Source organism: Streptomyces sp. (genome assembly GCF_035644915.1).
In the GTDB taxonomy this organism is placed as follows: Bacteria; Actinomycetota; Actinomycetes; order Streptomycetales; family Streptomycetaceae; genus Streptomyces.
In genome coordinates this window covers 1-2,506 of the sequence record NZ_DASQNP010000245.1, presented here as the reverse complement: position 1 = coordinate 2,506, position 2,506 = coordinate 1, and the positions used below count along the sequence as shown (strand labels likewise).

Genomic DNA, 2,506 nt, shown 5'->3' with positions numbered 1-2,506 from the left:
CCCGGCCGCCCCCTCGGGGAGGCACCGGCCCGCCGCGGTCTTGATCGTCAACCGGCCCCCACCGGCCCGCAAATCCAGCGCACCAACCGAGTGACCCACCCCCACCACCGCACCCGCACCACACCGCGCGGAGACCGGTCGTCGGCGTACACGCGAACGTGCCCGGTCACGAGGCGCCTCCGGGTGAGGAAGTCGGTCCGCTGCAGGCCCTGTTGCCCGGGCGCGACCGCCGGCGTCCAGGTCGGCTGCCGTCCGCTGTCGGTCCATGACGAGCTGGCCGACGCCCTCCCGTTCACCAACGCCCCGTGAAGAAGGAGCCGCCTTGAGCGAATTGGTCTCCACCTGCATCCGCGCCACGACCGGCAAGCTCGGCCTGCCCCACGTGGCCGAGGCCCTGAACCAGTACGTTCAGCGGGCCGACGAAGCCAAGGCGGGCCGTCTCGGCCTCCCCGACCTGGTGCTCCCCGAGGAACTGGCCGTTTGCGGCGACCGTCGCTTCCGCCAGGGCTTGTGACCGCCGAAGCTCCCGCACCGCAAGACGCTGGAGGACTACGGCCTTCCAGCCAGCCCGACCTCGACCTGCGCACAGTGCAGGATCCGGCCGCCTTGTCGTTCGTCAAGGCCGGGCGAACGCCGTCCTGCTCGGCCCGCCTGGAGTCGGCAAGACCCGTATCGCCGTCGCGACCAGCCGGGCCGACTACGCGGTCTGCTTCACCTGCCTCGACGACATGGTCCGCAACCTCACGGCCGCCGAAGTCGCAGGTCGCTGACCAGTGCACTCGGCACCTGCCTTCGCCCGAGCACCCTGGAGGAAGGGTGACGTCCGCACGCGCCGGATCAGCCTCTGGACGCACGCCTACCGTGACTGTGCGACCTCAGCCCCACAGGCGGCCGCTTCTCCGGGATGACGCGCTCGGCATGCGCGAACCGGAGGATTGGCGCGGGCAGGGAGGGACATCCCCCGCCCACCCCGCACCAGCGACTGGAGGTTCCATGAGTCCTGTGAATTCCCTGCTCCGCACCCGCAAGGCGGCGTCCCTGGCCATGGTTGTCGCGATCGCGGCTTCCGTCACCGCGGTCACCGGGGCCACAGCGGCGTCCGGCAGCCCGCGAGAGCGGCCGGCGCGGGCAAGCGTCACCGGGGCCGCCACGTTCCGCCTGCCGTATCTGGAGGACGCCGACATCCGCTCGCTGACGTTCGATGCGCACGCCGCCCCCTTCAGCAGACCGATCCCCGGCGTACCCGGCGGGCTGCCGACCGACGCGTACGGCACGGTGAAGGTCTCCCACTACTCGGCGGCGCAGGACGTCACCTACACCGCCGAAGGTGCGGTCGACTGCCTGACGACCGCGCCCGGTAGCGCCACCCTGACCGCGGTCATCACCGAGGTGAGCGCCGGAGGTCCGGACTGGGTGGGGAAGCGGCTGGGGTTCAGCGTCCATGACGGCGGCGTGGACAAGCACGGGAAGACATCGCGGGACCGGGTGGGATTCTCCTGGGACGACGGGGTGAACTGGACGATCGGCGCCGACGCGCACCTGGATTCGGTGGGTTCCTGCATGGCACCTGCCCCCTTCGCACCCGTCACGGAGGGTGGGTACCGGGTCCGGCACGCGGATCTGCCGCTCTGGCCGATGGGCTGAGCCTCGCACCGGGCACAGGCGTCGACGTTGCCGCCGGTGGCCTCTACCGCCGGCTGGCGGTCGATCGCGTCGTAGGCCGGGTGGATCCTGCTGGTCAGTCCGTCGCGGGATCGGCCGGACTCGTGGCCGCGATGCCCCTCTGCGGGCCCCGGCCGTATCGGCTCTGGTCCGGGTGGCGGGGAGCATGCGGTGACGGTGCCGTCGGCGGTCCAGCGGCGGACCCGGGCGTGCCGGGTGGCCCGGGAGCCGTACCGTTCGGGTACGTCCCGCCGGGCCACCCGGCCCGGAACGTCCACACGCTCCCGTTCAGGACCGTCCGGCCGTCCAGTCGGCTGCGCCCTCGGGCGACCGGGGCAGCAGCGGACGGATGAACCCCGCCTCGGCAACGGCCGGTTCACGGCGGCGAACCACCCGACAAAGCCCATGGAAGACCGATGAAGAGCGTGGGTTCCGGCCCCGCCGCGCCTGCGGCGGGGCCACGGCTGCTTGTCGTGGTTCAGGGGAGCGGGCCGGGAGACGGTCGGGCCGATGTGCAGGAGGTCTGCCGGGAGTTGATTCCGGCTGGGAACACGTTCGCGTTCCTGACGGAGCATCGTGCCGCGCTGTTCCCGGCCGGGATGTTCACGGACAGGTATCCGTCGGCGAACGGGCGGCCGAGCATGCCGCCGCAGAGTCCGGCCGCGGTGGTCATGCCGCAGGCCCTGTACGGCACGGCGTTCGGCTCTTCGACGCCGCCCCACGTCCGGCGCTCATGGCCCGGTCGGCCCGTCCCTCTCGGCCGTGCCTCCCCTCTGCCCGGTGGTTGGGGGTGTCGTTTGTGGGTGCCCCTGCCGCGTGGTCCGGCCGGGCGTTCGGGTGGGCC

Annotated in this window: 2 protein-coding genes and 1 pseudogene; all 3 read left to right on the top strand. The window is 72.4% G+C overall.

Features of this window, described 5'->3' with window-relative positions:
- Positions 1-183: 183 nt before the first annotated feature.
- The 3 genes and pseudogenes from VE546_RS26285 to VE546_RS26275 all read left to right on the top strand — a co-directional run bounded on the left by VE546_RS26285 (position 184) and on the right by VE546_RS26275 (position 1,644).
- Positions 184-309 (top strand): hypothetical protein, encoded by a 126-nt coding sequence (locus VE546_RS26285; RefSeq protein WP_324926596.1) that lies wholly within the window; start codon positions 184-186, stop codon positions 307-309.
- A 13-nt stretch (positions 310-322) separates the two neighbouring features.
- Positions 323-808, top strand: a pseudogene (locus tag VE546_RS26280) (ATP-binding protein); the annotation flags it as partial.
- Between the two features lie 185 nt (positions 809-993).
- A complete protein-coding gene (locus tag VE546_RS26275) occupies positions 994-1,644 on the top strand; it encodes a hypothetical protein (protein ID WP_324926594.1) in 651 nt (216 codons plus the stop codon).
- Positions 1,645-2,506 lie beyond the last annotated feature (862 nt).

What these genes read in the sequence shown, in the direction of transcription:
- VE546_RS26275 (WP_324926594.1), top strand. Translation starts at nt 994, where the DNA reads ATGAGTCCTGTGAATTCCCTGCTCCGCACCCGCAAGGCGGCGTCCCTG.